Source organism: Ditibartonella choladocola (genome assembly GCF_002007565.1).
Taxonomy (GTDB): domain Bacteria; phylum Pseudomonadota; class Alphaproteobacteria; order Rhizobiales; family Rhizobiaceae; genus Bartonella; species Bartonella choladocola.
In genome coordinates this window covers 178993-203660 of sequence record NZ_CP015625.1, presented here as the reverse complement: position 1 = coordinate 203660, position 24668 = coordinate 178993, and the positions used below count along the sequence as shown (strand labels likewise).

The window sequence follows — 24668 nt, the reverse complement described above, 5'->3', positions numbered from 1 at the left end:
AAAACGCAAGACGCGGGTGTGAGTTTATGAATTGCTGAGACCGCCAAAAAGCGTCGGCACATCAAGCGGACGGAAACCGTAATGTTGGATCCAACGTATATCGGCATCAAAAAATGCCCGCAAATCCGGCATGCCATATTTCAACATGGCGATACGGTCGATTCCCATTCCCCAGGCAAAGCCCTGATATTCATCAGGATCGAAACCGACATTTTTCAACACATTCGGGTGCACCATGCCGCAGCCCAATATTTCGAGCCAGTCATTGCCCTCGCCGAATTTTACTTCTGTACCGGAGCGGTCACATTGAATATCGACTTCCATAGAAGGTTCGGTGAATGGAAAGAACGAAGGGCGAAAACGCATCTTCAACGAAGGCACTTCAAAAAACGCCTTACAAAATTCTTCATGCACCCACATAATATTGGCAATGGTCGACTTTTTATCGACAACCAGCCCTTCTACCTGATGGAACATCGGCGAATGGGTGGCGTCCGAATCCATACGATAGGTTTTCCCCGGAATGATAATGCGGATTGGCGGTTTTTGCTTTTCCATCGTACGAACCTGAACAGGCGATGTATGCGTGCGCAAAAGCCGCTTTTCGCCTTTCCCGTCGGGATTGAAAAAGAAAGTATCATGCATTTCGCGGGCGGGATGGCCTTCCGGAAAGTTGAGTGCGGTAAAGTTATAATAATCGGTCTCGATGTCCGGCCCTTCGGCAATAGAAAAGCCCATATCGGCGTAAATTGCGGTGATCTCGTCAATCACCTGCGAAATAGGATGGATACGACCACGCGCTTCGGGGGAAAGGCGAACCGGCAATGTAACATCGACTGTTTCGTTTTTAAGCCGCGCCTCCGTTGCTGCACGCTTCAGTGCCGTGCGTTTTTCACCCAGAAGCTCTAAAACCCGATTTTTCAAACCATTTATCACCGGTCCGGCTTTCTGGCGCTCTTCTGCGCTCATACCACCAAGGCTTTTAAGTTTTTCCGAAACATTACCCTTTTTACCGAGGGCACCGACACGCACTGCTTCCAGTGCCTGCTCGTCTTGTGCAGCGTCGATTGCCGCACAGATTTCTTTTTCCAGACTATCAATATCGTTCATGTCTTTGCCTGTTCTTTAAAGTGGATGTCTGTTTTTCAAATTGGAAGAAAGAAACTCCATAGCGCTTAACATACGTTTGCCATCGCCACCAAGATAAATAAACCTGGCCAACTTTAACGGAGTAATAAAAATAGAAAAAAACCGGACAATTTTTTCAAGTTGTTTCAAGGTTTCAGGAGAAACCTGTTTTTTCCACGCGTCAAAAGCCGCATTATCGGTTTTGTTTTTTTCAAGTGATTGTGCCGACACTTGAAAAAATAACAACCACGCGTCACGCGCCTGAGCTGCGGCAATTGGCATCACTGCTTCCGGCTCTTCCTCGAAATCGAAAAACCCCAACTCGTTTCCTGCCATAAACATATCACGCGGATGCGGCCTGCCGTGGACAAGTCCGGCGTGATGTACTCTGCCCAAAGCTTCACCGCATTGAACCAATAATTTTTCGTGTGCGTCAACATCGTTCTTTTTCAAAAAATCAAGGCGTTTTTGCACCGTTTGTCCGACATCGGAAATCATCAAAGCAGGTCCGTCGACAGCAAGAATTTCGGGAACAGCGATACCTGCCTTCCTGAACTTTTCAATTTTGCGTATTTCCTGCCCGTTCATGGCAAGCGGATCACGCAAAGGCGAAGATTTCATAAAAGCTGCCGGTAATAAAAACGATAAACCGCTATGAAGCCGCTTGCCCCACGGGCGCTTTTCGATTCCCTGCCGTTTGACCCAGACCTTTTTGCCCTCACGCATGACGCTGGCAATGCGCTTACCCTCACAAGATTGAAAAAGCTTCTTGTCAGAATCGCTCAATGGCTTGGATATCAAAGGATTTATCTCGCTCATAACGCCTCGAAAACAAAAACCCGCAACCGGTTTTAACCAGTGCGGGTTCCGAAAGAATGTTCTGTTTTTTAAAGGAACGCGACCGGCTTACTTGACGGCGCCTTCAAAAGCATTCGGTGTGGTTTTCTTCAAATATTCCAATGCCTTTTTTGCCGAAGCAACAAGCTTGGAGAATGTTGCAGGCTCATGAATAGCAATATCTGAAAGAACCTTGCGGTCGATCTCGATTCCTGCCTTGGCAAGACCGTCAATGAAACGGCCATAGGTCAAGCCCTCAAGACGGACAGCGGCATTGATACGCTGGATCCACAATGCGCGGAAACTGCGCTTGCGATTTTTGCGATCGCGATAGGCATATTGCCGTGAACGGTCGACAGCAGCTTTGGCTGTACGGATTGTATTTTTACGACGTCCGTAAAAACCTTCAGCAAGTTTGATAACTTTTTTGTGTTTGGCGTGTGCAGTTACGCCGCGTTTTACGCGTGCCATGTCATAATCTCCTTAAGAGCTAACTTTCAAAGGCCGTTCGGCAAATAGTTTTTGATGATTTTCTTGGCGTCGGGTGCACCAAGAACCATGGTGCCACGTGCATCACGCAAAAACTGGTTGGAACGTTTGATCATGCCATGCTGCTTGCCTGCGGCAGCCGCCTTGATTTTGCCTGTAGCGGTAATTTTGAACCGCTTTTTGGCAGCCGATTTGGTCTTCATTTTGGGCATTTTGCTTCTCCATTGTTGTGATTGATGTTCGCACTGACCAAAGTGCGAACAAGCATAAAAGTCGTCACGGCATGCCCTGCCGGACGGCTTGAACTGGGTTCTCTTAAAACACGGCCTCAAAAATAGCAAGCAGACTTTTATGCAAAATACTTTTTTTCATGGCGTAAAAGCCAGTCTTTGCGCCATAAACCGCCAGCATAACCGGTAAGCGTACCATCCGCCCCGATCACCCGATGACAGGGGATAATAATGGCAATCTGGTTTTGCCCGTTAGCCCGTGCCACCGCCCGCACTGCTGTCGGTCTATCCAATGCGCGCGCCAATTCACTGTAAGAGCGTGTTTCTCCTGCCGGTATTTGACGCAAAGCCTCCCAGACAAGGGGGGCAAAACCACCTGCAACTTTGGCAAGCGGTGTTTCAAAATGGCAGCTTTTTCCCTGATAATAATCGCCCAATTCGGCTTCTACTTTGTCGATGACACTGGTTCTTTCAAAACTGATAGACGAGCGGGTGACTGCCTGCAATTTCTTGAGCTCTGTCAACAGCCCCTTGCGGTCGAAAAACTCCAAGAGATGCAAGACATGTTGATCACTGACGGCAAGCATTTCACCGATCGGCGTTTCAATCCATGCCGCTTTTAAAAGAGTGCGGTTTTGTATGGCTTTTGGTGGATGACCAATGAGCTTGAGAATTGCCTCGCGAAAACCGCTGCCGGAATCGTAACCGGCGGAAAGTTGTGCTTCAATCACCGGTTGACCGTGGGAAAGCAGCTCTGCACCACGGCTTGCTCTTTTCAAGCGTGCCAATTCCAGAAATGTCATGCCTATACGTCGCTTGAAAATGCGCCGCACAGTGGAAGGGTCAAATCCCAGTCGTACAATATCGTCTTCCGACCATATGTGATCGGGATTTTCATCAAGTCTTGCCATCAAATGACGAAAAAGCGGATCAACGTGGCCGCCTGCTTCCAGCGGGTGGCATTTCTGGCAAGGCCGATAGCCTTCTTCGAGACATGCAGCCACACTGTCACAGAAAAAGACATTTTCCCGCTTGGGCTTTCGCGCCGGACACGACAGCCGACAAAAAATACCTGTCGTTGTCACGCAGACAAAGACATGCCCGTCATAGGAGCGATCGCGGTTTATCAGAGCTTCATAAAGCTGGTCTGTATTATTGGTTAGAAGTGTCATGGCCATTTATATAAGCCCCAAAAAAACAATTGTGCGCCGAAAATCGGGCGCACATTTTTATAAAAGTTACCCCCATAGCCGATCAGGGCTGTCTGTCATTTCACTAGACTTTCCAACAATGCCGATCCTGCTATTCCGACAAAGTATAATTTTTGTCTTTCATTTCATTGGCTATCCGGATTGCCGCAAACAGGATTAACCTTTTTTCCGTTAAAGGGGAACCGGAGCACCATTGCCTTTCACTTCAACAAGCGGTGCCGGAATAGAACTTGTCTTAATGGCTGCCTTGCAAATATCGGCAATAATACAATGCACACAATCCGGTTTACGGGCTTTACAGATGTAACGACCATGTAAAATCAGCCAATGATGGGCGTGAGCCATATATTTTTCGGGTATTATTTTGACAAGTTTCTTTTCTACCTCTTCGGGCGTTTTTCCCGGCGCCAGTTCTGTCCGGTTACAAAACCGGAAAATATGGGTGTCGACGGCCATTGTCGGCTGGTTGAAAGCAACATTAAGCACAACATTTGCCGTTTTGCGTCCGACACCTGGAAGTGCCATTAGAGCTTCTCTGGTATCAGGCACTTTACCGGCATATTTTTCGTTCAATATTTTTGAAAGCGCATAGACATTTTTGGCTTTTGCCCGCCATAGACCGATCGTGCGGATATAGCGGGCGATGCCGTCTTCTCCGAGAGCCTCCATCTTTTCTGCTGTATCGGCAACAGCAAAAAGCGGCTTTGTTGCCTTGTTTACACTTGCGTCTGTTGCTTGTGCAGACAAAACCACTGCCACAAGCAAAGTGAACGGACTTTCATAGATAAGATCGCTTCTGGGATTTGGTCGCTGAACCGAAAACCGGCGAAAAATTTCTTCGATTTCTTCGTCCGTATAGGCGCTTCCCTTTACTGTTTCTGCTTTCCGGTTTCTAGCCCTTGCGCCCGTCATCACCTTTTAAAGCCCCTATCTTGAAGTTCGTTGTTCGACTTTCCATATAATAGCTAATGACAGAAAATGCCAAAACGGGTTTTCTGTTTAATAGTCGCTTCAAAGAGGGCTACCTTATGACACGCATGACACCATTTTCCAACCCGTTGCTGTTAGGCTTTGAAACAATGGAAAAAACGCTCGACCGTTTAAGCAAGTCGGGCGAGGGTTATCCTCCTTATAACATTGTGCGTTTGTCCGGTGAGGAACCAAACGAACGGCTGCGAATTACATTGGCAGTTGCCGGTTTTACGCCGGAAGACCTTGATGTAACAGTAGAAGATAATCAATTGATTATCCGCGGGCGGCAAACCGACGATGAGGATTTTGAATATCTGCATAGGGGTATTGCTTCACGTCAATTCCAGCGGGCGTTTGTGCTGGCGGATGGTATAAAGGTGGGAGCCGCAGAGCTTAAAAATGGTCTACTTTCAATAGATCTTGAACGACCAGCCCCCGAGAAGCGCGTCAAACGCATTACGATCAGTGCCATTGAAGACGAGTAATGCGACAGGAGAACAAAATGAAAAACGAAAAATCTTTGTCTATGCAAGAATTTGCCTTACTCGGAGAAGGCGAGATCGCTTATCTGCGCAAAATCCGGACCGATGAATTAAGCAAAAAGTTTCCGAATATGCCGCCAATGACACCGGGAATTTCTCTTTGGGGACTGTTCGGTGCCGGCGGTGAACCCATTATTCTTTCCGATGTTCGCGCCAAAGCCCTTGAAGGCGCTAACGATCAGGAATTGAAAACCGTTACATTACAATAATCATAATGCTTCGCATGAGGATATGATACTTGTCCTATGCGGAGCTAATCCCTTTTCCGGAGCCACCGGATAAAAGGGGTATTTGCCATTCCCCGAACGGGCGCGGGTGTTATTCAACAGCGTTGACGAGTTAAAATCGCCTTCTCTTCGGGGTCGGTGAGCAGCCGTTTTCATTTTCCTTTTCGTGTTCCTTTTCGTGAGGAAATTTTAAAAAGATAAGCTGCCACCTCAAGTAAACCGATATATCCGATATTTGATACACGTTTTCAATTATATATTATTTAAAAGACCCGCTTGTTTTTAAATGCGCGCATAAAAATGCCGGTAACTGCATTATCAGTCTCACCTGCCGATTTTAAATTATTAATAATATGTTTATATTTTTTAAAAATTTATGCCTTCTATTTTCAAACTTAATAATGAATATTTTTGGCACATTTTATCTCTCGTAAATTCAATAACTATAAATTTTTCGCTATCGTTCAAAATTTAAAATTTAGGTTTCAAGAATTATATTTATAACCGGTTTGCCAATAAATATTTAAATTTATGTTATCTATTTCTTTTTAACTTTAAATATCTAATTAAATAGTTTAAATTTAAAAAAATTAAGAGTTTTGACGTTAACTGATAGATTTATTGTAAAAAATTACGAAAGCATAATCGTTGTTAACAACTTTTAATATATTACTCGTTTATGTTCATAAGAAAGGTACTTTATGAGCATCACATATGCGAGCAGGGGGATCGGTCTTGCGCAGTCAGGCAATTAAAGCTTTTCTTATTTTTTCGCTCGTCGGGGGTATAGGATTATTCGTTTGTCGCTATTTGACAAATTATTTTCTATATTCACGGTTTTTCAATGATCGTTTCATCCTTGCGATGATGGAAAATTTCAACGGTGTTGTGGCGTTCGCTCTGTTCTTTGCTGAAAATCTATTGTTTGCCGCTGTTTTTTCAATTTTTCCGGCAGTCTATCTTTACCAGTTGAAAAAGCTGCCGCTCGTTTTTGTTCTGTCCTATTCCGTGGCAATTTATCTGGTGGGTGCTATTTCGATTGCATTTTATCTTAATCTTGCACGTGTTACGTTGCCGCTCGGCTCTATTCTTGTCTATGTGTTGCTCACACCATTCCTCTATATAATTTTGCCGATCTTTTTTGCTTATCTTGTCTATTGTATTTATTGGCTTGCACACACCGGAACGAGACCTTAAAAGTCATTTATCAAAGCAATGACTTGTGAACGTTATGACAGATCGTAATAAATCAACTCTTTATAGCTACCCTATGCGTGGGTTTGGCATTATTACAATTTTTCTGGTGCTGGGACCGGCCGTTCAAACAATAGTAGGAACTTATCTTCTTCATCCTTGGGTAGGCGGTTCAAATTTGCTTGTCGAAATTTTCGATGTTTTTAGTGATGATGCCTGCCCGAAACTTTTGGCCGGATATTCCTATTATATGCCGTCGGTGTTTTTAAGTGGTGTATTTTGTTCTCTCCCGCCTTCACGGGGATTAGGTCTTTCTCTTTCGTCTGCTATCTGGCGTACAATTCTGGTCAGTCTTTGCGTTGAAATATTCTACATTATTATGTCCCGCCCCTATATGCAGCATATGACGAGTGAAAATATTCTTCGCAACCTTTCTTATGGCTTTATCCAATGGATCTTTGTCGGCTGGGTTTGCTGGATTCTTGCAACCGGTTTCAGACTTGATAAACCTGTTGTTGATTGATTTGAGCCAACCGGCCCATACTTTATAAGAAACCCGTTATTGATTTATAATAGCCCCACATATCGACAGGGACAAAAGTGACACCCTAATATTTGGAACACCGGAGGCTCCGGAAACCGCGTAAAAGCCGTTTTCCTGTTACCTTGCCAAAAAGAAAACTCGAATGGGTAGAAAAACTTGTGCTATCTCTGATAACGGGAAGAAGAAAAAAGGATATTTATCTTGATTGGTAAGAAAGCCGACATAAACTTCCATTCCGTCGGTTTTTTGCAAGCCCGCATTCTCCAGTCTTTGCTTGTGGGCGTTGCGGCCATTATCATTTTACCTACAGCATGGTCGTTTTTTTTCCTGCTTTTTGGTGGCTGGTTTAAAACATTCGGTTTTTCATTAACTGTAGCTTTTTTCAGGCCTTACCAAATTTATCTTCCAAGTTTTATGACCGCTTGTATGATTGCTGTCATCCTTGCTTTGAGAAGCGCAAGCTGGGGAAGTATTTCTCTGCGTTTTTCTTTAATCACTTCGATAATCATGGCGCTTGTTTTCGACGGTTCCATTCGCGCCATGAAGACATTTTTCCCCGAACTTCTCGCCAATGTCGGCATTTCCAATGAATCGTTTTTCTATTGGGTGATAGCCTGGTTTTTCGCCGGTCTAGTATTCTGGCTCATCCTGAATTCGAGTGGCCTTAGCCGTCGCTATAAGGAAATGGAACGTCCGCGCCTTGTCGATGCGGTGAAACTTGCAATTGTTTATGCCATCTATGGCCCCGTACTTTATATCATCATTACATTATGGATTATGGCGGGTGACAGTTTGAGCTATCTTGGAGCACGCGGGTCGGTTTCGGGCGAAATCAATACGGCCGGACTCATGCTCGTAAGCCTTACTGTCTTTTGCGGCGTGCGCAGATTACGCCTTCAAGGCTCGCTCACATGGCGTTGGCTTTTTATTGTAACAATCGCCATTTCTTTGATTTTCTGGATTACCGACAGTATTTTCGTGACAAAATCCGATTGGCAGGAAACCGGATTTTATGTTTTGGCAGTTTATCTTATAACGGCCATCAGTCTCACGATCATTGGCGGCGGACTTTTATATTTGCTGGGCGTACCATTTAATGGAAAACGCTATCAGACAATCGTTCGACCTTCACCGCGTTTCCATCACGGTAGCCGAAGCTTTTTTGCTATATTCGTATTCTTCATCTTTTTTGTCTGTGCCCCGCCGGTATGGCAATCGGGAACAATTTTATGGCGCGCATTGCTCTTTTCACTTCCACCGATTTCGTTTTTTACCGCAAGCCTTCCGCTTGCCTACATCAATGCAGGTTTGGTGTTTTCCGGCTGTGTCGGTGCGATCGCGTTCATCTCGCAACAAATCAACTTCACTTCGGTATTTTTTGCAGCTTTCATTTGTGCTCTTTGCAGCCTGTTTTTGCCGATTAGTTATCTTGGCGTCAATTTCGGCATTATTTTTAACTTTATCGACTGGTCCATGCTCCTTCTCGCGCCGTGTTCGGCCTTCGGATTTTACGTTTTGAGCCTCTGCAAACAGATTGTAACCACGTCGGGAAATCGTTAGAAACTTGCACCGGTTTAAACCGGCAACAAAGAAAATCCCGTCTCGTCATCAGATCCTTATTTTCAAATCTTGTCAGATAAATGCCACCGTCAGCCTGACTTGATTCAAATGGTTGGGGAAATTGACTGATTGGTCAAATTGACCGGTTAAGACACAGAAATGGGAATGAATGGCTGTTTAACTTCATAATTGGTGATAATTCCGGTTATTCGGCGATGAAGCTTGCGTCTCATCCTTGCTGCACATTGCAGAACACCGCTGCCGGTGGTACAAATTATCAAGTTATTCATCAAGATTATTAAAATTGCCGGGCGGAGTGGTGTTTATGAAACCTATTGTGGCTGCGTTCATTTTTTGTCTTCCCTTTTGCTCGCTCGCCAATGGGCAGGCAGTTCCCGACAATGACCAGCCGACAAACTCGCACGCCGAAAGCACAACCGAAGCAATAAACAGCGAGAATAACCAAAAGAACGGGAACGACCAAAAGAGCGAAAATAATCAGAAGGACGAGAATAATCAGGCAACTGAAAATCAATCTGCGACACAAAATACAATGACCGAGCCGCCGGGAAAGCCCATGGCTTTTACACTTCACAAAATTGCTGATGGTCAATGTCCGACATGTCGCTGGATCAGTGCCGAAGGGAACATCGTTCCCGATACGCCTGCACTTTTTAACCGTTTTCTTGACGATAACAGTCTTGGCGATCCTCTTTCATACCCTGATGATGTGTTGGTTTCTTTTCATTCCGACGGCGGGGATATTCTGGCGGCAATCGCTTTGGGAAGAGAGATCAGAAAACATCATTTCGATACAACAATCGGCGAAACGATTGTAAAACCGGTTGAGGATAAAGCCGCCGAAAACCACAGTGGGGATGGTACCGCCAATGCGGGAAACAACGAGAACAATAACAACAATGCCGCTAAAGAAAACAGCGAAAATAAAACAACCTCGGAACGCGTTGAAGGAATTTGCCGTGAAGCTTGCGTTTGGGCCTTTCTCGGCGGGCGGGCACGAAATGTAGGCAATGGAAAATTGGAATTGCGCACCTATCGCCCGCCACTTGACGGTGCTGGTACATCTTCGGGTCAGGAAGTCAGTGTGCGCCAACAACAACTGGCCGACATTGCCTATATTGCAGATTATTCCCAGGAAATGGGATTTAACCCGTTGATCGCATTTTTGAATTGGGACAATGCCAATCCCCATGCTTTTTCAAGCGATGAAATACAAAACTATAATATTGATTTTTCACCGGACATTATCGGACAATGGCAACTCGTCCCGACAAATAACGCGCTCGTTGCGATTGCATCCAGCAATGACAAAAAAACTTCGGCACGGCTTTATTGCGACAGTCATAAAACGACGTTTTTGGAAATAAGTGCCCCAACGCGCTACAGCGCTCAAAATTACGAGACATATCAGCAGACTGTCTCGACATTGAATGTCTGGGGAATGCCGGTAAATATCAGCAATCTACAAGCCAATTTATCCGATGGACGCGTGGTTTACACGGTCGAACTTCCTAAAAATCCGTTGCAAGATTGGCATGTCGACGCACCATTTCTGAGAGGAGATAATGCACCGGATGCTTTGAACGGCATTTTCAATATCGAGTTTTCCGATATGCCGGGGCTTAAACAATCTGCCCGTTTTGTTATGGCCAACTGTCCTTCAGCATCACATTGACAAAATTCCTATTTTTCCAATTTGAAAAAAAGTTCAAGAATTGCAAACGGTACAAAAACACCTAAAAGAAAAAATATGATTGCGACTGGCAATCTACCCAGTATTTCACTCACCCATCCGGTTTCATTGACCGGTCCTTGTGTAAGCATGAACATCTCGGCCATTGTTGTCAGATGGAAAACTCCGGTTTTGATAAAAACAATCAAATCGGACAAACCGTAGAGTCCCGCAATCATGAAAAGTGGTACGCAAAAAGCGAGTGCCGTTAAACAAGCGGCGTTTTCTTTCTTTTCACGATGAATAGCGGAAGAATCCGTATCGTCATAAATAATCGGGTTTCCAAAATTATCATTTTCATAAAGATCAAGTTTGACCATCTTTATCTACCTCGCAGCATTTATAATGCTCTTTTAAACGGCAAAACTTGTGCGAGGATGGATCATAAAAAAGACGGCCGGTGAAGTTCACCGGCCGAATCGAAATCAAAAGCTGAAAAATCTTTAAAAAATGAAAGAAAATTCACATTCTAAAGCGTGAAATAGCCTTTCCTGCGTTGCACCTATATTGTTATCGCTTCGCAATTCGCAAGGCTTTCACCTCTATCAGCGGTTTTTGTGATGAGCATTTGCCTTTTTGTGATGAACATTGGCCTTCTTATGATGGGCAACTGCTTTCTTGTGGTGATAAACTGCATGCTGCGCTGTATAGGCAGGAGCCAGCGACAATTTCGATACGCCAAGAGCAAGGTTCAAACCTTCATGTGCATCAACACTTAATGGCTGGAGCGTAAGTCCGTTGGCTGGACCAAAGCCGAGAAGCTGGCTGCCGGCACCTGCTGCCAGACTGATGCTTGAGCCGACGCCACCATAATTTCCTGCTAACGAACCATTGGAATGGGCATTGGGAGAAGTTGCAAGAACCCACCAGGTCATTTTCGTGCGGCCTGTTACGCCAAGATCAAGACCGTAATTTTCAATACGACCGACATAATGATCGTTGATCGAATGGCCACTAATCGGGATAAATTCGCAATTAAGCTCTTTTGAAGAGCTTACAAACTGCCCGATTCCGCCTTTGCTATCGCAAGTGAGTGTGCCCGAAACGAGACCTGTTGCACCGGCTTGTGTTTGCAAAGATAAAAGCGCTGTAGCTGCAAATGCCAAGGATGCCAAGAGTGTTTTCTGATGTTTCATCATTTACGTTCCTTCCTAAAACGCTAAATCCGTTCAACAACGAAAATTACAAAACGTAGTTTCGACTGAAATATAGGGCATCACGCGCCGAAACTGAAATGTTTTAATAAATTATTACAAAGGTGTGAACTTAAATAAACGTTTTTCTGGAAAATCAAGGATGAGAGAGCACGAGCAAAAAGAAAACCCCGACCTTGCGAGCGGGGTTTCTGAACTCTTCAATCTTTGTGACTAAAATCTGTTTAGCCCATTTATCAAGGATGCGGCTCTGCCGGAGGTTCCGGTGCATCCGGCCCCTTCGGACCTTCCGGACCTTCTTTCGGACCCGGATGAGGCAAAGCATAACGTTCCAGTTTCTGTAATTGGTCAGCATCCAGAACTTTACGCAATTCACCTGCGGCAGCTTTGAATTTCTTGGCTTTTTCAGCGCGATCAAGTGTTCTGTCTGCAATCGGTTCGCCAAAAATCGGTTTTACAGCATCGGGATCCGGTTTTGCATCGGGTGCGGGTGGCGGCGGGGGAGTGACATCTACAAGATCAACCAGACTTGATGTGTATTTGCGCCAAGCATCCAACTGGTTTGAACGAATGCCGACAGCCGTTTCCATAGCGGAAAGCTTTTCTGCCATATGCATGCCTGCATGTGGTCCTTTAAAATGCCCCGGCCCTTTTTCAGGTCCTTTTGGCCCTTTATCATCTGGCCCCTTCGGATGATGGGGCGGTTTAGGATTATGTTGGCCATGCGGAGGTGGTGGTGTCGGTTCTGCCAAAGCAGAAGAAACGACAGCAGGTGCAAGCAATGACGAAGCAACTACTGAAGCAAGCAGTAATTTTTTCATTTTACACTCCCTTTTATAGAACAAGTAATAGAATTACCGTTATTAAACATATTGCTTAACCAATAATCTGGCCACACAAAAAGGCAAAATTACGGTAAAAATCGAGCAACTCTACGATCTTTCATTAATTCTTGGCAATGTTGGAAAAACTTCCCGTTTCATTGCCAAACCATAAATGTGGTTCACTGTTTGATTCGGGCAATATCTTCTTTCGGTATTTTATGATCGACCACCTGCTTGCGATGGAAAATAAACAGCCCCGCAACAATGATAATAGCTGCTCCGATGATAATATAGCGATCCGGATAATTGTTGAAAAACATAATCCCGAAGATAATGCCCCAAAGCAAAAGTGTGTATTGCAACGGAGCCAATACGGAAGCCGGAGCAAGCTTCAACGACCTTGCTATTAAAAGATGGCCACAGCAGGAAACAATGCCGAGGAGCGCCATAGCACCCCATTGCAACATTGTCGGTTCCCTCCAGTGGGCGATCGTCAGAACCAGACCGACGATAAGAGCGCCTATAGTTTGCCAGGTAACAAGCACCGTGTCGGAAATATCTTTTAACACGCGGCTGAAAACAATGACCATCGAAAAACCGAAACTGCCGAGAAGCGCAAAAATTGATGGCCATGAAAGCATGGCTGACGATGGACGAAGAGCGATAATAACCCCGATAAAACCGACAAAAATCGCAAGACAACGCCGCCATCCAATGCGCTCGTTCAGGAAAAAGTGCGAAACCGCCGCCACATAAATGGGTCCTGCCATATAAAACGTAACAACGTCTGCCAACGGCAAATAAGCCACGGCTGCGTAAAACAGCCCTGTATCCATTGTTGCGAAAATTACACGCAGAAAAATAAGAAAAGGTTTTTTGGGTTTGAACAAATCGTTCGTCGAGACGGTCGTAAGCATTGGCCCTAAAATCAGAAATGCGCCAATCGAGCGTAATAAAAGAACTTGTCCCACCGAAAATGTCGCCACCAGCCACTTGCCCATGGCATCATTGGCAGCAAACATGAAGTCGCCCAACAACATCAATAATATGCCGACAAGCACAATGTGATCGGACATTTTCACCGCTTTGAACCAATTCATAGGATTGTCTCACGCATTATAAGTCATTCAAGGAATCACAGATCGGAAAGCAGAATTGACAGATAAGTAAAATTTTGTCCATTGCATTTTCTCCGCTTACAATAAGCAGGCAGACTATAAACCGGAATGTCGGAAACTTGTTTAACAGCGCTTCCTGACCAAAATAAATCTTCATAAATCACGGTAGACCTAATCACATTTTTTCAAAACAGATAACAATGTCAAAAGGTGAAACGTCTGAAATCTATATAGTGCTTAAATCGGAAATTTATACGTCCTGCTATCGTTTATGATGAATTCCGGAAGACACGGCCGGATAATCAATCACTCCAGCCTATAAAATTATAGTAAATAATGACAGATCGCTTTATAAACTTATGCTCATCGTCGTATAAAATGATAAACCAACATTTCATTTAACGTCCACCAATGATCGCATCATTTTCAGCTTCAAGATCGGGAGAAAAAAATGGCCGATAAAAAACTCGAAGAAACCCATCTTATAAGCGATGTCAAACTTCCCAACGATGAAAAAAGCCTGAAAGCCATCATCAATGAGGCAAATGGTCAAATACCCGTATGGGAAGGCGGTGTATTCATACCGCTTGCATTTCTTGTTCTGGGAATAGCCCTGATCGGCACCGCCTACCAGAATTTTCAAATAGGCAAAATGATGACAATGGTCATTCTGGGAGCTTTGGCAATTTTATTATTTATCATTCTCATCCGGACAATGATACGCCGACGCATACCCTATATGGTGCTGACACCGGAGGGTTTGGAAACCACAGTCTTCAAAACTCCTGTTCCGTGGCGCGGTATAACAGATTTCCAGATCAACTCTTCAAAAAGCAATTCGATGAATATTGCAGTCGACATGGAATTTTTGATCGACGATAAATTTTTGCCCGAAGAAAACACGAAATGTCGCGGCGGTTCGTATTATGATACAGCGAAAAAGAAATTGATGATTTCCGGCTTCAATTTCCGGCTTGAAACCAATCGCGATAAATTAATTAACGAACTTGATAAATATCGCAATGCTGCAATTGCCCGCCATAAACTGGAAATGAAAAAATATAAATAAATCTCTGAAGTCTTTTTCTCTCTCCTTTATGCCAAAAGGCGCATGATTGCGGTTCATCATGCGCCATATTTTTTAAAGCCGTTTACCAAGATCGGTCTTATTATATAAGAAGTGGTTTCAGCGACGGCCACACCGGCGCAATTGCTGGTCATAACGACGTGCCATCTGGTCGGTTCGCTCCGCCGCCGACAAAATAGCTCCGCTTGCCCGACCACCGGTCCGCGCATAAGCACTATGTCCCATATAATAATTGAGATAGAGTGCATAAGCATTGTTAGGGTTGATGCCGTTAAGTCTTACACTTTGACTATGATACCAGCCGATAAAATCGGCAGCATCGGCAAAATTGGTGCGCTTTGCTCCACGATTGCCGGTCGCACGGATATAATGCTCCCACGTTCCGTCAAGAGCTTGTGAATATCCATAGGCTGAAGACCGACGCTTCCATGGAATAAAGCCGAACAGTTTTTTGCGCGGCGGACGGGCATTATGTTTGTAGCCGGATTCGGTATTCATCGTTGCCATGATAATCGGCATCGGTATACCGTAACGGCTTTCTGCCTTTTTGGCCGATTTTTCCCAATTATTGAAAAAACCGTCCTTTTGGTCAAAAACGGCGCAAACATTACTTGTGTGCGTGGGAACTTTTGATGCGCAACCACCCAACACCGTTACGAGCGCCACGAGAAACACTATGCGCTTCATGATAAATACCTCTGTTTTAACTAACGAGGATATAGTGGTCGTCTTAACAGATTGTTAAGATGTTTGTTAACTATAATTCCAGATTTCTCGCCGTTAACGAGCATCACCGACGCCCATTGCAACTATTTATTTAGACTTGAAAATGAGAATTGTCCCAAAATTCTACTCAATTTAAGGACATTTCTCATGAAGTGCTTCAATCTGAAAGTTCACACGAATGGTTTGGGGGCTACGGCACTCGCAGGAACTTTGGGAATTAGCATTCTTTCCCTGACAGCTATTCAACCTGTTATGGCACAATCGCTTTATCTTTCCGGTGGTGGTGGCGGCGGCGGGTCGCTAACGGGACTTGGTGGCAATGGTGCGGGTGCTCTTATCACTTCTACTAAACCTGACACTCCAAATTACGGTGGTTCCGGAAACGGAACAACCGGCGGCAAAGGTGGATTAGGCGGTTCTGACAGCATTTCTGGAAAAAACAATCTGACTCCGGAAGAGACTGAATCGCTCGGAGTTACAATGCCCTCCCCTACAAAAGGTTCAAATGATCAAGACAATAACGGCAAAGGCGGACTAGGCGGAACAATCACTGCAACGTTATCAAAAGATATAACAGTTGAAAGTATTATTCTTGAAGCCGGTAACGGTGGCGAACCGGGACATGCCCAAGACAACACAACGGGTGCTTTAGGCATCGGCGGAGACGGCGGCGATGTGATACTGAACGGTGACGATAGAAAAATTACTATCAATGATACTATAAGCCTGACGAGTGGCCGTGCCGGTGGTTCTGGTGAACAAAAAAGCCATGGCGGTAATGTTCGTTTTAGGACGGATAAAATTATCGTAGGTGCGGACAAAGAAGCGAAGATAAATCTTGAACGCAACGATGGACAACTCTTATTCAGAACCGGGGAATTTGACGCAACAAAGGGCGATGCAACTATAAATCTGACTAACACCGAAGCAGCGGGAAACAATAATAATTATGGCGTCAAATTAGGCAATCTGAAAATCGGTATGGGGCGCAAAGTAACAATTTCCGGAAATGGCGAATATGATATTTCGTCATTGACAATCGGAAATAAAGTAGAGGGCCCAAGCACCGAAGATGAAGACGACAGCGCTGTTATTCAACCTGCAAAATTTTGGATTAACAAAGATCTGATTTTAGATTCAAACCAAAAGATCCAAATTCAAAAGATCCGACCCCAGACGATTCAGCTCCTAAATTAATTTTCTATCTCCCTGAAAACATTCAAAATGGCGATTCTTTATTGAAGATGACAGGCGATGGCAAAGTTTCAATCAATAATGCCGCGGTTGCGCTCAGACTTGCCGGCACCGATTTGCGCCGTTTGAACCCTGGTGACCAGATCAGATTGATTGATGGTGACGTTATTGGAAATTCGTCAACGACAAAACAGACAGTTTCAAATGGTGCAAAAAATTGGAACTTTGATATTGCCACACAGAGAGAAAATCTGATTGCCTCGCTGAAAGGGCCGACATCTCCTACAAATACCGGTGACGAAACGGGTAAGGGGGATAATTCGGGACTAAGTGACCAATCCGGAAACAATAGTGATTCGGGTAAAGATAATAATTCCGGAAAAGAAAATGATACCGATAAGCACACCGATAGCGGTTCCGGCAACAACGGTTCAAATAACGAAAACTCGAATAACCAAAATAACAAACCTGATAGCAACAATCCGAACGATGGAAAAGGCAACAATGCCCCCCGTCCGAGTCTTATCGGAAAAGATGATGGCAAAGGTAATATTTATACCGATGACTATGGTGCGGTAACAATTAACCGCGCTAAAGCAAACGCCTATTTCCAGAGCAACGCGGCAGCACTCAACGCTCTAAACTATGGTGCTGACCAGATTGCTTCGATTGACGATTATGTTCTACCGATGGATGTCAAAAAATTCGGTCAGACTGTTGAAGGCGTTGTTTTCCTGCAAGGCAGCGGTTTCAAGCAAAAAGTCGAAACCGGAAGCCATATCAAGAATGAAGGTTATCATTTGATGGGTGGCAGCGGCATCCGTTACCATGAAGATCAAGGCAATCTTCTTGCAACTGTCTTTATCGAACACGGCGATGGCGATTTTGACACCTACCATCAAAAAATTCATGGCAAAGGCGATTTCAGTTATACCGGTGGTGGCCTTTATGCCAAACAGACGTGGGATAATGGCTGGTTTATCGACGGTTCGGGACGCGCAGGACGTGTCAAACGGGATTTCAAGAGCGGTGACATCGTGAATGGCGGCTTTGATGATAAAAGTTCCAACTATTACGGCTTCCATATCGGTGGCGGTAAAGAGCTTGAAATTTCGACCGATAATAAACTGACTTTGAATGGTCGTTTGTTGTGGACCGAAATAGAGGATTTCTCTACTGTATCGAAAGCTCATGAACATCTCGGCTTCGACAGTGCCCGCTCTGTCCGCACACATCTGGGGGCGAGAGTTGACCATAGTGTTACCCAACAGGCAAAACTTTATGCCGGTGCGGCATGGGAACAGGAACTTGATGGCGAGATCGAAGGCAAACTCGACAGTTATCGCGTTGACAAGCCCGACTTCAGCGGTGCAAGTGCCGTCTTTGAAGTCGGTGGCAAATACGAGCAAAATCAGGGAATGCAGGGCTGGGTTGCCAATGCCGGTGTCAAAGGCGTTGCCGGCAAACGTGATGAAATTTCCGGTAAAGTCGGTGTTGGCTATCGTTGGTAACACTGAGAACCGGTGTTCGTGAATAAAATACAAGGTTGCGGCACAGAATAATCACTGTCTATGCCGCAACTTTTGAATGCGACCTCTTAATATTGCCGCTATACGCGTCACTGGCGATATGTCATTGTCGATATGTCAGTGCCGATATGTCAGTGCCGATATGTCACTGGCGATATGTCAGTGCCGAACGGGGCGAAATCTCTCTATATTGATTTTTTTTAAACTCTGGCAGTTTTGTTGATAGAGTTCTAACAGCTTGCTTCGCTAGATTGCCGTGAAAGATAAAGCTATTTTTGAATATCGAGCCCCAGTTGCGGAGCCGGCTCTGCTGATGGCATATCGGTTTTATCCGGCTCTTTCAAATCGAGTTGTGCGATCCGGTCTCCGCGAGTTTTGATTTTTCCGGCTGTCGTGAGAATATCCTCGACATCTTTGCAAGCGTTTTTAAAGTGACCTTGCAATTTGGTGACCCGATCATCGAGCCGCACAACCTCTTCCATCAAGCTCCCGACTTGTTTTTGTATCAAATGCGCTTGTTCACGCATACGGGCATCTTTCATAATGGCTTGTACCACCTGAATCGATAACATCAGAAGAGATGGTGAAACAATAATGACATGCGCACGATTGGCCTTTTGTACGATTCCTTCAAAATCTTCATGAATTGTTGCAAAGATTGATTCCGAAGGCACAAACATGAAGGCTGTATCCTGCGTTTCTCCGGAAATAAGATATTTTCCGGAAATAGCCTTTATATGCGTATCCATATCGGTCTGGAACTGGCGTTCGGCAGCCTGTTTTTCCTGAGGCGTCGGCGCCTCGCGCATATTGTTCCACGCTTCCAGCGGAAATTTTGCGTCAATAACCAATGACGGGGCATGATTTGGCATAAAAACCAGACAATCCGGCCGTGTGCCATTGGAAAGCGTTGCTTGAAAAGCATAGGCATTGGGGGGCAAAGCATCGGAAATAATGGCTTCCATCCTGCCCTGCCCGAATGCTCCGCGGGTTTGTTTGTTACTCAAAATCGCCTGCAACTGCACAACCTGACCGGCAAGCGACTGGATGTTGTTTTGCGCCGTGTCAATAACGGCCAATCTTTCCTGTAATCTGGCAAGATTTTCGTGTGTCGATTTTGTCTGGGCATTGATTGTCTGGCCGAGATTATTGCTCATGCCGGTCAATTGTTCACGAATCGACTGGTTGAGTTCGGCCTGACGGCGGCCGAAGATCTCTGCCATTGTTTGCATGCGTCCTTGCATTTCGGCTTGTGTTTTCAACAGTTCGTTCATGTGGATTTCGGCGTCTCTTGCCCGTTCTGCAACCTGTGTATCAAGAACCGATCGCCGCCTGTTAGCGCCAATAATTGTAATAACCAGAATAACGAGAATGGCAGCAAGGATCACAAGCAGGCTATCCATCAGATTAAAAGCAAAACCTGCAATTGTGATTAAAGGTTGTGAAGTCGAATCAAACATTTTTCAAGATTAGCGGTTTTCCGGTCACAAAGCGATCAAAAGGCTGAGAAAATCAACAATATCACATTGACGTATGAAATGTGATTGATTACCTCTTCTTTATGTCGATAAAACCTTTAGTTATTCTCCCTGATCCTATTTTGCGCAAGGTTTCCAAACCGGTCGAGCGCGTCGATAAGCCGTTGCAAAAATTGGCCGATGATATGTTGGAAACAATGTATGAAGCGCCCGGCATCGGATTGGCAGCAATCCAGATTGGTGAACCGTTACGTTTATTGGTGATTGATGTTGCCGGTAAAGATGAACCCAAGGCACCACAAGTCTTCATAAATCCGGAAATTTTGTGGCGCTCCGACGAGCCGAATGTTTATGAAGAAGGCTGCCTTTCCATTCCCGACTATTATGCGGAAGTGGAGCGGCCGAAACGTGTGCGCGTAAGCTATCTTGATCGCGAGGGTCAAGAGAATGAAATCGAGGCGGACGGATTGCTCGCAACCTGTTTGCAACACGAAATTGACCACCTCAATGGCGTTCTGTTTATCGACCATATATCCAGATTGAAACGTGATATGGTCATTCGCAAATTTAAAAAACTGGCCAAAGAAAAGGCACAAAGCGGAGCGCGATTGTAATGTCTTTGCGGCTTGCCTTTATGGGAACGCCGGAATTTTCGGTTCCTGTCCTTGAAGCTCTTCATAAAGCAGGCCACGAGATTGTGGCTGTCTATAGTCAGCCGCCGCGTCCGGCAGGCCGGCGCGGATTGGAGCTTACCCCTACACCGGTTGCCTCTGCTGCCGAAAAACTCGGCATTGAGGTTCTCACTCCCAAAAGTTTGAAAGACCGGCAAGAACAGGAACGTTTTTCGTCATTCAAGCTGGATGCAGCAATTGTTGTGGCTTATGGACTTTTATTGCCAAAAGCCATTCTTGAAGCGCCGCGCTTTGGCTGTTTTAACGGACATGCTTCACTTTTGCCACGTTGGCGTGGTGCTGCTCCCATCCAGCGCGCAATTATGGCCGGTGATAAAAAAACCGGTATGATGATTATGAAAATGGATGAAGGCCTTGATACCGGCCCGGTTGCACTTTCCAAATCAATCGACATTGCCCCCGATATGACTGCAGGCGAACTCTATGACGAGTTGGAAAAAATTGCCGCTCCTCTCATGGTTGAAGCCATGGAAAAACTGGAACAAGGTGATCTCGCATTGACCCCCCAGAAATCGGAAGGGGCGACTTATGCCAAAAAAATCACCAAGGATGAAACCCGCATTGACTGGTCAAAACCGGCAAAAGAGCTGCAAAAACGTATATGCGGGCTATCGCCTTTTCCGGGAAGCTGGTGCGAAATGGAATTTTCCGGCAAAAAAGAACGCGTCAAGTTATTAAAAGCTAAACTTGTTGATGGTTCTTCTCTTGGTGTCGGCCATGTCGACCCTGAAACCTTGACAATCCATTGTGGCGAGGGACGTTTACAAATTACACGCTTGCAAAAATCCGGCGGAAAAGCCATGGATGCCGGTACTTTCTTGCATGGCTTTCATGTCACTCAAGTTTATTGATATGGCGCGCTACAAATTAACAATCGAATATGATGGAACCAATTATTGCGGGTGGCAAAGACAGGATGGCTTAAGAACTGTTCAAGCCGCCATTGAAGAGGCTGTTTTTGCTTTTTCCGGAGAAAAGGTAACCGTTTTTGGAGCCGGACGCACCGATGCGGGCGTTCATGCAACCGGTCAGGTTGCCCATGTCGATCTTGAAAAAGATTTGAGACCCGACAGGGTGCGGGATGCCATCAATGCACATTTGACGCTAAACAAGGAAAATGTCGCGATTTTAAAATCGGAAAGTGCAAGTCAGGATTTCGATGCACGTTTTTCTGCCCGAAAACGCCATTATCATTTCATCATTTTGAACCGGCGCGCACCCGCAGTTCTTGAAGCAAACCGGGTCTGGTGGTTTCCTAAAAAACTGGATGCGGAAAAAATGGACGAGGCGGCAAAACGGCTTCTGGGACTTCACGACTTCACCACATTTCGTTCAAGCGAATGTCAGGCCAAGAGTCCGGTCAAAACGCTGGATCAGCTTGATGTCAAACGCATTGGCGATGAAATCCATATTTATGCAAGCGCACGTTCATTCCTTCATAACCAGATACGATCTTTTGCCGGAAGTTTGATGGAAGTGGGCGTTGGCCGTTGGACGGCAGATGACCTTGAAGATGCATTGAATGCCAAAGATCGCAGCCGCTGCGGCATGGTTGCTCCACCTTCCGGCCTTTATCTGACGAAAGTGGATTATTGATTTCAACAGAAGGCGGTTTTTACAAGATTGCCAGATAATCATATGTGTTTTTAAAAAATCAAATCCGGTAAAATTTTTCGTTTGTTCAACAGAAATACCTGTCACAATATTTTTTTAAAAAAGAGCCTCCGGTTTTCAGGCGAAAAACTCTTTTTATGAGCGAAAATGGCGGCCTCGAAAATTTTGTTTCCCGAAATTATCATATGTCGGTGCTGATCTTTCACCTGTCGGTGCCGATCATTCATTGACCGGAACGCTTGCCAAAAATAGTTTTCTTCAAATAGCCGCCTCACCCACATAGCATTCAATCGACGATAGCCGATTATTTTGAAGCAATTTTGAAAAAAACAGCCACTTCTTCCAAGAAAATAACATAACATTTCCAGTATAGTTTTTACCTCCTCAGGCGACTTTAACCGCAATCTGTGAAAACAGTCTATATTTTTCAACAAAAAGACCAAAAGGCATTTTCTTTTTTGAATATGAAGTTTTATAGTCCTTCCATTGGGTGTTTTTTTGTGCCCGGCACATTTCGCTCAGAGGGATTTTTATTTTGTACAAGGCTTCCAACCGGTTTCAATAATTGTTTTTCAACTTTCTGTTCGGAAACGGTTGTCTATTAATAAGGGAATTATTGTGGCTCAGAAATCGAAAAAAACAGACCAGTCAAAACACGAAAAAGATGATGCGGGCATCAAATTAACAGTTGCGGGAAAAAAGCGCGTCTTCGATGTTAACGAACCGAAGCTTCCCGAATGGATTGAAAAAAATGCTTTGACATCAGGCAACTATCCTTACGACAAAAAAATGCCCCGTAAGGAATATGAAGAAACACTGCAAGCTTTACAAATCGAACTTGTCAAATTGCAGTCCTGGCTTCTTGAAACCGGCGAGCGGGTGGTTGCTCTGTTTGAAGGGCGTGATGCTGCCGGTAAAGGCGGTACAATTTTTACACTCCGCCAATATATGAACCCCCGTACTGCGCGCAACGTCGCTTTGCCGAAACCCGACGAAACAGAAAGTGGTCAGTGGTATTTCCAGCGTTACGTACGTCATTTTCCGACACACGGAGAATTCGTCACATTCGACCGTTCATGGTATAACCGCGCCGGTGTCGAATCGGTGATGAAATTTGCCAGCCCCGCCCAGGTTGAAACATTTCTTGCCGAAGCCCCGACCTTTGAAAAATTGATTGTTTCGGACGGTATAAGATTTTTCAAAATCTGGCTCGACATCGGGCAGGAAATGCAATTGAAACGTTTCCATGAACGCCGCCATAGCCCGCTAAAACACTGGAAGTTCTCGAAAATGGACGAAGCGGGGATTACGCTTTGGGATGAATACGGAAAAGCTGCCGACCGCATGATAGAACGTACCCATTCCGCCATGGCTCCTTGGACAATTGTCAAATCCAACGATAAAAGACGTGCACGCCTTGCGGTGATCCGCCGTGTTCTTCTCTCTATCCCTTATGCTGATCGTAATATTTCGGCAATCGGTCCGGAGGATGAAAAAATTATTGGCGTCGGTCCGGATTTTTTGCGCCACGCCAGTGAAAATCTCATCTGAAGAATGAAACAGAATAGGCATTGACGGCAACAATGCCTATTTTTTCATATTGATGCCGGAATATTTATGTTATGCGGATAATCACTATGCTGCATCATAAAAAGTCATTATCCGCAATGTTCGGTTTTTTGTGTCTCGTTGTTTTCTCGACAACGGGGGAAGCTGCCGATAGCGTGGCCTTGCCACATTTTTTTGATGCTCAGGAACGGCTCAATCACCCTGATCTTGGCACACTTCCGCGCCTTAGATTTCTTACAACTGTCGATTTTCCGCCGTTCAATTTTGTTGATAAAACGGGGCGACTCTCCGGATATAATATTGATCTTTTTCGTGCCATTTGCACGGAATTGAAGCTCGAACAGGTTTGCGAAGTAGAGGCTGTGCCTTGGGACGAACTTATCCCCCATATCAATAACAATGGGGGGGAAGCCATTATCGCCGGCATGAACGAAACACCTGAAACAGCCAAAAGCCTGATTTTTACCCAAAGTTATTTGCGTTTTCCTGCCCGTTTTATTGGCTCCGGAAATGTAAGTCTTACCGAACCGGTAGGAAAAAGCTTAAAAAAATACAAAATCGGTATCGTGGAAAAGAGCGCTCACGAAGCACTTTTTGCTGCCTATTTTCCCGGAGTTAAATGGCAAACATTCGTAAATAATGAAAGCCTGCAAGCTGCTTTGAAAGCCAAAAGCATTGATCTTGCATTCGGCGACGGTATGGCATTCTCGCAATGGTTGAATGACCCTCAATCGGAAAATTGCTGCCAATTTGTTGGAGGCGCTTATATTGCTCCGCAATTTTTACAAAGCGGCCTTAGAATAGCGGTTCAAAAAAATAATCCGCAACTTGCCGAAGCGTTGAATTATGCGTTGAAATCACTGGAGCGCAAAGGAAAGCTCACCGAACTTTATCTGCGTTATTTCCCGATCGGTTTCTATTGAAGGCTCTTCAAAAGGATTTTGAAAAGTCCCCGAATAATGGTGCTATCTGGCAGCACCATTATCAAGCTTCAAG

General features: G+C 45.0%; 26 protein-coding genes. 14 read left to right on the top strand and 12 right to left on the bottom strand.

Features of this window, described 5'->3' with window-relative positions:
• Window positions 1–24: 24 nt before the first annotated feature.
• The 6 genes from pheS to nth all read right to left on the bottom strand — a co-directional run bounded on the left by pheS (window position 25) and on the right by nth (window position 4807).
• Complete coding sequence (gene pheS / locus BBC0122_RS00960) at window positions 25–1110, bottom strand: phenylalanine--tRNA ligase subunit alpha (protein ID WP_077990454.1); 1086 nt, start codon at window positions 1108–1110, stop codon at window positions 25–27.
• Between the two features lie 15 nt (window positions 1111–1125).
• On the bottom strand, window positions 1126–1947 hold the full coding sequence (locus BBC0122_RS00955; protein WP_077990453.1) for a BUD32 family EKC/KEOPS complex subunit: 822 nt from the start codon (window positions 1945–1947) through the stop codon (window positions 1126–1128).
• 87 nt (window positions 1948–2034) lie between these two features.
• Window positions 2035–2436: a 50S ribosomal protein L20 gene (rplT, locus tag BBC0122_RS00950; protein WP_075869652.1), complete on the bottom strand. Its 402-nt coding sequence runs from the start codon at window positions 2434–2436 to the stop codon at window positions 2035–2037.
• Between the two features lie 26 nt (window positions 2437–2462).
• Complete coding sequence (gene rpmI / locus BBC0122_RS00945; protein WP_075869939.1) at window positions 2463–2666, bottom strand: 50S ribosomal protein L35; 204 nt, start codon at window positions 2664–2666, stop codon at window positions 2463–2465.
• Window positions 2667–2803: 137 nt separating this feature from the next.
• Window positions 2804–3856 (bottom strand): bifunctional transcriptional activator/DNA repair enzyme AdaA, encoded by a 1053-nt coding sequence (locus tag BBC0122_RS00940; protein WP_077994387.1) that lies wholly within the window; start codon window positions 3854–3856, stop codon window positions 2804–2806.
• Window positions 3857–4066: 210 nt separating this feature from the next.
• Window positions 4067–4807, bottom strand: a complete 741-nt coding sequence (gene nth / locus BBC0122_RS00935; protein WP_077990451.1) for an endonuclease III — start codon at window positions 4805–4807, stop codon at window positions 4067–4069.
• 116 nt (window positions 4808–4923) lie between these two features.
• Here nth and BBC0122_RS00930 point away from each other — a divergent pair, with 116 nt between their 5' ends.
• From BBC0122_RS00930 to BBC0122_RS00905, 6 genes are all read left to right on the top strand, one after another.
• The gene (locus BBC0122_RS00930) at window positions 4924–5352 is read left to right on the top strand and encodes an Hsp20 family protein (protein WP_077994386.1); all 429 of its coding nucleotides are present in this window, start codon (window positions 4924–4926) and stop codon (window positions 5350–5352) included.
• 17 nt (window positions 5353–5369) lie between these two features.
• Window positions 5370–5618 (top strand): BQ00720 family protein, encoded by a 249-nt coding sequence (locus BBC0122_RS00925; protein WP_077990449.1) that lies wholly within the window; start codon window positions 5370–5372, stop codon window positions 5616–5618.
• 753 nt (window positions 5619–6371) lie between these two features.
• Complete coding sequence (locus BBC0122_RS00920; RefSeq protein WP_077990448.1) at window positions 6372–6833, top strand: hypothetical protein; 462 nt, start codon at window positions 6372–6374, stop codon at window positions 6831–6833.
• A 34-nt stretch (window positions 6834–6867) separates the two neighbouring features.
• Complete coding sequence (locus BBC0122_RS00915; protein WP_077990446.1) at window positions 6868–7353, top strand: hypothetical protein; 486 nt, start codon at window positions 6868–6870, stop codon at window positions 7351–7353.
• A 222-nt stretch (window positions 7354–7575) separates the two neighbouring features.
• A complete protein-coding gene (locus BBC0122_RS00910; protein WP_077990445.1) occupies window positions 7576–8934 on the top strand; it encodes a hypothetical protein in 1359 nt (452 codons plus the stop codon).
• Between the two features lie 325 nt (window positions 8935–9259).
• Complete coding sequence (locus tag BBC0122_RS00905) at window positions 9260–10630, top strand: hypothetical protein (RefSeq protein ID WP_077990443.1); 1371 nt, start codon at window positions 9260–9262, stop codon at window positions 10628–10630.
• A gap of 8 nt (window positions 10631–10638) precedes the next feature.
• Here BBC0122_RS00905 and BBC0122_RS00900 read toward each other — a convergent pair whose 3' ends face one another.
• From BBC0122_RS00900 to BBC0122_RS00885, 4 genes are all read right to left on the bottom strand, one after another.
• Window positions 10639–11007, bottom strand: a complete 369-nt coding sequence (locus BBC0122_RS00900; RefSeq protein WP_077990441.1) for a hypothetical protein — start codon at window positions 11005–11007, stop codon at window positions 10639–10641.
• Between the two features lie 225 nt (window positions 11008–11232).
• The gene (locus BBC0122_RS00895; protein ID WP_225868131.1) at window positions 11233–11826 is read right to left on the bottom strand and encodes a DUF992 domain-containing protein; all 594 of its coding nucleotides are present in this window, start codon (window positions 11824–11826) and stop codon (window positions 11233–11235) included.
• Between the two features lie 251 nt (window positions 11827–12077).
• Window positions 12078–12662, bottom strand: a complete 585-nt coding sequence (locus BBC0122_RS00890; protein WP_077990439.1) for a hypothetical protein — start codon at window positions 12660–12662, stop codon at window positions 12078–12080.
• Window positions 12663–12844: 182 nt separating this feature from the next.
• Entirely contained in the window at window positions 12845–13765 is a 921-nt protein-coding gene (locus BBC0122_RS00885; protein ID WP_077990437.1) for a DMT family transporter, read from the bottom strand.
• A gap of 469 nt (window positions 13766–14234) precedes the next feature.
• Here BBC0122_RS00885 and BBC0122_RS00880 point away from each other — a divergent pair, with 469 nt between their 5' ends.
• Window positions 14235–14852, top strand: coding sequence for a hypothetical protein (locus BBC0122_RS00880; RefSeq protein WP_077990436.1), 618 nt, complete (start codon window positions 14235–14237; stop codon window positions 14850–14852).
• Between the two features lie 117 nt (window positions 14853–14969).
• On the opposite strand, the gene BBC0122_RS00875 is transcribed toward BBC0122_RS00880, so the two are convergent.
• Complete coding sequence (locus BBC0122_RS00875) at window positions 14970–15557, bottom strand: transglycosylase SLT domain-containing protein (protein WP_077990434.1); 588 nt, start codon at window positions 15555–15557, stop codon at window positions 14970–14972.
• A 249-nt stretch (window positions 15558–15806) separates the two neighbouring features.
• On the opposite strand from BBC0122_RS00875, the gene BBC0122_RS00870 reads away from it, so the two are divergent.
• Both BBC0122_RS00870 and BBC0122_RS00865 read left to right on the top strand, forming a co-directional pair.
• Window positions 15807–16793, top strand: a complete 987-nt coding sequence (locus BBC0122_RS00870) for a hypothetical protein (protein WP_149866624.1) — start codon at window positions 15807–15809, stop codon at window positions 16791–16793.
• Between the two features lie 47 nt (window positions 16794–16840).
• On the top strand, window positions 16841–18301 hold the full coding sequence (locus tag BBC0122_RS00865; RefSeq protein ID WP_077990431.1) for an autotransporter domain-containing protein: 1461 nt from the start codon (window positions 16841–16843) through the stop codon (window positions 18299–18301).
• A gap of 287 nt (window positions 18302–18588) precedes the next feature.
• On the opposite strand, the gene BBC0122_RS00860 is transcribed toward BBC0122_RS00865, so the two are convergent.
• Window positions 18589–19779 (bottom strand): DNA recombination protein RmuC, encoded by a 1191-nt coding sequence (locus BBC0122_RS00860; RefSeq protein ID WP_077990430.1) that lies wholly within the window; start codon window positions 19777–19779, stop codon window positions 18589–18591.
• A gap of 101 nt (window positions 19780–19880) precedes the next feature.
• On the opposite strand from BBC0122_RS00860, the gene def reads away from it, so the two are divergent.
• The 5 genes from def (at window position 19881) to BBC0122_RS00825 (ending at window position 24595) form a co-directional block, all read left to right on the top strand.
• Complete coding sequence (gene def / locus BBC0122_RS00855; RefSeq protein ID WP_077990428.1) at window positions 19881–20411, top strand: peptide deformylase; 531 nt, start codon at window positions 19881–19883, stop codon at window positions 20409–20411.
• Complete coding sequence (fmt, locus tag BBC0122_RS00850) at window positions 20411–21340, top strand: methionyl-tRNA formyltransferase (protein WP_077990427.1); 930 nt, start codon at window positions 20411–20413, stop codon at window positions 21338–21340. The genes def and fmt overlap by 1 nt, the downstream gene beginning before the upstream one ends.
• 1 nt (window position 21341) lies before the next feature.
• The gene (gene truA, locus BBC0122_RS00845; protein WP_077994384.1) at window positions 21342–22085 is read left to right on the top strand and encodes a tRNA pseudouridine(38-40) synthase TruA; all 744 of its coding nucleotides are present in this window, start codon (window positions 21342–21344) and stop codon (window positions 22083–22085) included.
• Between the two features lie 636 nt (window positions 22086–22721).
• Window positions 22722–23654 carry a polyphosphate kinase 2 gene (gene ppk2 / locus BBC0122_RS00830; RefSeq protein WP_077990424.1) on the top strand — a complete coding sequence of 311 codons (933 nt, stop codon included), beginning with the start codon at window positions 22722–22724 and terminating at the stop codon, window positions 23652–23654.
• A 71-nt stretch (window positions 23655–23725) separates the two neighbouring features.
• A complete protein-coding gene (locus tag BBC0122_RS00825) occupies window positions 23726–24595 on the top strand; it encodes a transporter substrate-binding domain-containing protein (RefSeq protein WP_077990422.1) in 870 nt (289 codons plus the stop codon).
• The last annotated feature ends 73 nt before the right edge of the window (window positions 24596–24668 follow it).